The 5848-nt window shown below is 54.2% G+C and carries 5 protein-coding genes and 1 pseudogene; 3 read left to right on the top strand and 3 right to left on the bottom strand.

Annotated features, from left to right (window positions below; translation table 11 throughout):
* Positions 1-81: pseudogene (locus tag QZ506_RS02785) on the bottom strand (IS1 family transposase); the annotation flags it as partial.
* A gap of 110 nt (positions 82-191) precedes the next feature.
* Between QZ506_RS02785 and cysJ the strand changes: the two are divergent.
* From cysJ to cysH, 3 genes are read left to right on the top strand one after another with little or no spacing between them, the layout of a single operon-like run.
* Positions 192-2006: an NADPH-dependent assimilatory sulfite reductase flavoprotein subunit gene (cysJ, locus tag QZ506_RS02790; protein ID WP_291968912.1), complete on the top strand. Its 1815-nt coding sequence runs from the start codon at positions 192-194 to the stop codon at positions 2004-2006.
* 32 nt (positions 2007-2038) lie between these two features.
* Positions 2039-3754 carry an assimilatory sulfite reductase (NADPH) hemoprotein subunit gene (cysI, locus tag QZ506_RS02795; protein ID WP_291968919.1) on the top strand — a complete coding sequence of 572 codons (1716 nt, stop codon included), beginning with the start codon at positions 2039-2041 and terminating at the stop codon, positions 3752-3754.
* Positions 3755-3766: 12 nt separating this feature from the next.
* Complete coding sequence (gene cysH / locus QZ506_RS02800; protein ID WP_291968915.1) at positions 3767-4501, top strand: phosphoadenosine phosphosulfate reductase; 735 nt, start codon at positions 3767-3769, stop codon at positions 4499-4501.
* Between the two features lie 216 nt (positions 4502-4717).
* On the opposite strand, the gene QZ506_RS02805 is transcribed toward cysH, so the two are convergent.
* Both QZ506_RS02805 and QZ506_RS02810 read right to left on the bottom strand, forming a co-directional pair.
* Positions 4718-5452, bottom strand: a complete 735-nt coding sequence (locus QZ506_RS02805; RefSeq protein WP_291968918.1) for a S24 family peptidase — start codon at positions 5450-5452, stop codon at positions 4718-4720.
* A 232-nt stretch (positions 5453-5684) separates the two neighbouring features.
* Positions 5685-5848: ATP-binding protein (locus QZ506_RS02810; RefSeq protein WP_291968921.1), on the bottom strand; the 164-nt coding region annotated here is incomplete at its 5' end.

Below are 5848 nucleotides of genomic sequence, written 5' to 3' on the forward strand. Positions count from 1 at the left end.
ATGGCCACTTTTGCCATAACCGTGTTTTTTCACAGGAGATGTCTGTTCACAAAACGGGCATCTTACATCAACTTTAGCCACTGTATTCCACATCCAAAACCTGACATTTCACACTGCAATCAACATATTGAATACACGACCCATAAATATCGCTATATGGCGGGACGACTTACAAGGACACTGAAATCATGATGACCACTCCGGTTTCGTTGCTGCCGCTTAGTTCCGAGCAGCTTGCGCGTTTGCAGAGCGCCACGGGGGATTTCTCTCCAGCACAGCTGGCTTGGCTGTCAGGCTATTTTTGGGGCGTCGCGCAGGGCAATTGGGCTCAGAGCGGTGCCGTGTCGGCCGCTTCGCTTCCGGTCAGTGCCGCTGCGTCTGCCCAAAGCATTACCCTTATCTCCGCATCGCAAACGGGCAATGCCCGCCGCGTGGCGGAAAAACTGCGTGACGATTTGCTGGCTGCCAAGCTTGCGGTCACGCTGGTGAATGCAGGAGATTATAAATTTAAGCAAATTGCGCAGGAAACGCTGTTGCTGGTGGTGACCTCCACGCAAGGGAAGGGGGAACCGCCGGAAGAAGCCGTGGCGCTGCATAAATTCCTGTTTTCCAAAAAAGCTCCTGCTCTAAAAACCACGTCGTTTGCGGTGTTAGGATTGGGGGATACCTCTTACGAATTCTTCTGTAAAGCCGGTAAAGATGTTGATGGTCGATTGGCAGAGCTGGGTGCAGAGCGCCTGCTCGATCGCGTGGACGCCGATGTTGACTATCAGACGGCCGCTGAGCAGTGGCGTCGGCAGATTGTTGATATCCTTCAGGCGCGTATACCGGCACAAGGTGCTGCGGTGGTTCAGGCGAGCGCCAGCGTAACGCGGGATGAAATTTCTAGCAGTCCGTACAGTAAAACCGCGCCTTACACGGCGAGTTTCGCCGTGAATCAGAAAATCACGGGGCGTGCGTCCGATAAGGATGTGCGCCATATCGAGATCGATCTCGGGGATTCTGGGCTGCGCTATCAGCCGGGTGATGCGCTTGGCGTGTGGTATCGAAACGATCCGGCGCTGGTACAAGAGTTACTGGAATTGCTGTGGTTGAAAGGGGATGAGCTTGTAACCGTGGCGGGAGAGACATTGCCTTTGTCACAGGCGCTGCAACGCCATTTCGAACTAACGCAAAACACGGCGCCTCTGGTGGAGAAGTACGCCGCGTTGTCCCGCAACGATGCGTTACTGGCGTTGGTGGCTGAAAAGCCAGCGCTGCAACAGTTCGCCCAGCGCACGCCGCTGGTGGATATGGTGCGTCAGGCACCGACGGAATTGACGCCGGAGCAACTGATTGGCTGGTTACGCCCGTTGACACCGCGCCTCTATTCCATTGCCTCTTCCCAAGATGAAGCCGAAAGCGAAGTGCATATCACCGTTTGTGTGGTGCGCTACGACTATGAGGGACGTGCGCGAACGGGCGGTGCATCAGGTTATCTGGCGGATCGTTTGAATGAAGACGATGATATTCAGGTCTTTATTGAACATAACGATCACTTCCGCCTGCCTGCCGATCCCTCGACGTCCGTCATCATGATCGGACCTGGCACTGGCATTGCCCCGTTTCGTGCCTTTATGCAACAGCGCGAAGCGGACGGTGCCGAAGGCAAAAACTGGCTGTTTTTCGGTAACCCGCACTTTACCGAAGATTTTCTCTATCAGGTGGAATGGCAGCGCTATGTGAAAGACGGGCTGCTGACGCATATCGATCTGGCCTGGTCGCGCGATCATGCACACAAGATCTATGTGCAGGACAAACTGCGCGAGAAAGGTGAACAGGTGTGGCGCTGGATCCAGGATGGCGCACATCTTTACGTGTGTGGCGATGCCAACCGTATGGCGAAAGATGTGGAGCAGGCGCTGCTGGACATCATCGTTACCCACGGCGGTCTGGATGCCGAACAGGCCGATGAGTTTTTAAGTGAACTGCGCCTTGAGCGCCGTTATCAGCGCGATGTGTACTAGCGAGATCTTTATCAATGAGCGAAAAATTACCAATCGATGAACGTTATCCCGTCCCGTTAGTGGTAAAAGGGAAACTCGCTGATGCGGAGCGCCTGAAGCGGGAAAGTAACTACCTGCGCGGTACCATTGCTGGAGATTTGCAGGAAGGGCTGACGGGCGGTTTTAACGGCGATAACTTTTTGCTGATCCGTTTTCACGGCATGTATCAGCAGGATGACCGCGATATTCGCGCTGAACGTGCCGAGCAAAAGCTGGAGCCGCGTCATGCCATGATGCTGCGCTGCCGTTTGCCCGGTGGCGTGATGACGCCGGAACAGTGGTTGGTGATTGATAAATTTGCCGCCGAGAGCACGCTTTATGGCAGCATTCGTATCACCAACCGCCAAACCTTTCAGTTTCACGGTATTCTGAAGCCGAACGTGAAACCGGCGCACCAGTTACTGAACCATCTGGGGCTGGATGCGTTGGCGACTGCCAACGATGTGAACCGTAACGTGCTTTGTACTTCTAACCCGGTGGAATCCGAGCTGCATCAGCAGGCCTATGACTGGGCGAAGAAGATATCCGAGCATCTGTTGCCACGTACCCGTGCCTACGCTGAGATCTGGCTGGATCAAGAGAAAGTCGCTACCACCGATGAAGAACCGATCCTCGGTGCTACTTATCTGCCGCGCAAGTTCAAAATTACGGTAGTGATCCCGCCGCAAAACGATGTCGATCTTCACGCCAACGATCTTAATTTTATCGCTATTGCCGATAATGGCCGTCTGGTCGGTTTCAACGTGTTGGTAGGTGGCGGCCTTTCTATCGCCCACGGCGATAAGGCAACCTATCCGCGCACTGCCAGTGAGCTGGGTTATATTCCGATTGAGCATACGCTGGCCGTGGCCGAAGCGGTGGTGACCACGCAACGTGACTGGGGTAATCGCACCAACCGCAAAAATGCCAAAACCAAATATACGCTGGAGCGTGTCGGCGTTGACACCTTCAAACGTGAAGTGGAAAAGCGCGCGGGCGTGACCTTTGAAACGGTGCGCACGTATGAATTTACTGGCCGTGGCGACCGCATTGGCTGGGTGAAAGGCATCGATAGCAAATGGCACCTGACGCTGTTTATCGAAAATGGCCGTATTCTCGATTATCCGGTGCGCCAGTTGAAAACCGGGTTGGCTGAAATCGCCAAAATCCATAAAGGGGATTTCCGCCTCACGGCGAATCAAAACCTGATTGTGGCAGGCGTGAGTACGCGCAATAAAGCGAAGATTGAAGCGCTGGCGCGCGAGCACGGGTTGATTGACGATAGCGTCAGCGAGCAGCGTAAAAACTCGATGGCCTGCGTATCCTTCCCAACCTGTCCGCTGGCGATGGCGGAGGCCGAGCGTTTTCTGCCGGAATTTGTCACCGAGGTGGAAGGCATTATGCAGCGCCACAGCGTGGGCGACGAGCATATCGTACTGCGGGTAACCGGCTGTCCGAACGGCTGTGGCCGCGCCATGCTGGCGGAAATTGGTCTGGTGGGGAAAGCCGTTGGGCGCTACAACCTGCATCTGGGCGGTAACCGCGAAGGTACGCGCATTCCGCGTATGTATCGCGAAAATATCACGCAGGCGGAAATCCTGAGCGAATTGGATAGTCTGATTGGCCGCTGGGCGCTGGGGCGCCAGCAGGGAGAAGGGTTTGGTGACTTTGCGATTCGTAGTGGCATTATCAAGCCGGTGCTCGATCCGGCGCGTGATTTTTACGATTAACCGGGAGGCATGATGTCGGTATTCTCTCTTGACGCGCTCAATGCGCTACCCAAACCGGAGCAGGCGCAAGCGCTGGCAGAAACTAACGCACAGTTGGAAACGCTCTCCGCCGGGGCGCGCGTAGCCTGGGCGCTGGAGCACTTGCCGGGAGAGTACGTTCTCTCTTCCAGTTTCGGCATTCAGGCGGAGGTAAGCCTGCACCTGGTCACGCAACTGCGCCCTGATATTCCGGTTATCCTCACCGATACCGGCTACCTGTTTCCGGAGACCTACCAGTTTATCGATACACTGACCGAGCAGTTGAAACTCAATCTGAAGGTGTATCGTGCCGAGCACTCCCCAGCCTGGCAGGAAGCACGCTATGGCAAGCTGTGGGAACAGGGCGTTGAAGGCATTGAACAGTACAACCAGCTAAACAAAGTAGAACCGATGAATCGTGGGCTGAGTGAGTTACAAGCACAAACCTGGTTTGCCGGGTTACGGCGCGAGCAGTCGGGCAGCCGTGGACATCTACCGGTGCTGGCTATCCAACGCGGTGTCTTCAAGGTGTTGCCGATTATCGATTGGGATAACAGGCAGGTGTATCAATACCTCAAGCAGAACGGTTTGTCCTACCATCCGCTGTGGGATCAAGGATACCTGTCCGTAGGGGATACGCACACCACGCGTAAATGGGAACAGGGAATGCGCGAAGAAGAAACGCGATTCTTTGGTTTGAAACGGGAGTGTGGGTTGCACGAGGGGTGAGTGTCACCGACTCACCTCCATCCTTCCAGCCCAATTCCGTCATTCACGCACACCTCCGTAATTCCCGCGAAGGCGGGAACCTCCTACAGGAGAAACAGGTTTCGTCTAACAGAGATCCCCTGCTTTCGCCGAGGATGACGAGGGGGGACAATGACTTTTCAGCAGTCTGCGACCGTTGGTAAACAGCCTTTTTTGTGCACAGTGCTGGCACAGGAATCAGTAGTCCAGCACCGCCCACCAGAATACGCGCCCGATAATATCGACTTCGCTGAGGGATTTCTCTTCCACGGGATGCTCAGCACTGTTGTAACTGCGGATGCTAACCGTGTTTGGCCCAACCTGATACAGCAACTTAATGCGGTTCCAACCGTTTTGGCTGATGGCGTAGATCTTTCCATCAATAATACGCTTATCGTTGGTGTTGACGGAGACGGTGGTGCCATCGGGAATAAATGGCTCCATGCTGTCGCCCTTGGCCGGGAAACAGAGTACGCCGGAGCCATCGGAATTCGCACCGACGCGGCGTAAGGTCGATTTGGAAAACCGCAACTTAAACCCGTTATGATCTTCATTCATGATGCGCACAGTCTCGCAGGCGAATTCAATATCTTTCAGAAACGGCACTTCCACTTCATCATCCCGCAAGGGGGTGTGGCTGTCCCACACATCAACCGTTCCCCACTGGGATTCCGGCGGAACGTTGGAGCGCGAGTCGTAATGTGCTGCCGCGGGCGCACGCATAGGGTCATCACCCTTTGCCAGCCATTCCGGACGGACTCCCAACGCATCGGCGATATCAATGATACGCGAGGTTCCTTTCGCCTGACCGGAGGTCAAGCGCCAGATGGTTGGCTGAGCCATGTTAACGGCACGTGCCAGTTGCCCCTGAGTCATTCCCGTCAGCGACATCGCATGGTTGAGTCGTTCTGCCAAAGTGTTCATCGTTTTCATACGAATAACTTTATAGCATTCTCTATTACTTTTCAAGTGAAATAGCAATACCTTTTGGTGTTATCAATACCTAAAAGTATTATTACATGTATATTCGCATGCGATCGATCATCGATTCGCATCTAAGGTCGATCACGTTTTCGCATCGTATAGATCATCCGGGAACCTAACTTTTTTTATCGTGTTAGCGTGTTTCTTCTGCGCTTTCCACTACCGGGCTATTTTTCCTTAATTATTCTCCCTTAAGCTCCAGTCTGTGGGCGTTGTGGATCAGCCGATCCAGGAAGGCATCGGCCGCCGTAGGGTTTTCCATCACCCCGTACCATTGCTCCACCGGCAACTGGCTGATCAGGATCGTACTGGTTTGCCCATATCGGTCTTCCGTTATTTCCAGCA

Source organism: Candidatus Symbiopectobacterium sp. (assembly GCF_020054415.1).
GTDB lineage: Bacteria > Pseudomonadota > Gammaproteobacteria > Enterobacterales > Enterobacteriaceae > Symbiopectobacterium.

What these genes read in the sequence shown, in the direction of transcription:
- cysJ (WP_291968912.1), top strand. Translation starts at nt 192, where the DNA reads ATGACCACTCCGGTTTCGTTGCTGCCGCTTAGTTCCGAGCAGCTTGCG.
- cysH (WP_291968915.1), top strand. Translation starts at nt 3,767, where the DNA reads ATGTCGGTATTCTCTCTTGACGCGCTCAATGCGCTACCCAAACCGGAG.
- QZ506_RS02805 (WP_291968918.1), bottom strand. Translation starts at nt 5,452, where the DNA reads ATGAAAACGATGAACACTTTGGCAGAACGACTCAACCATGCGATGTCG.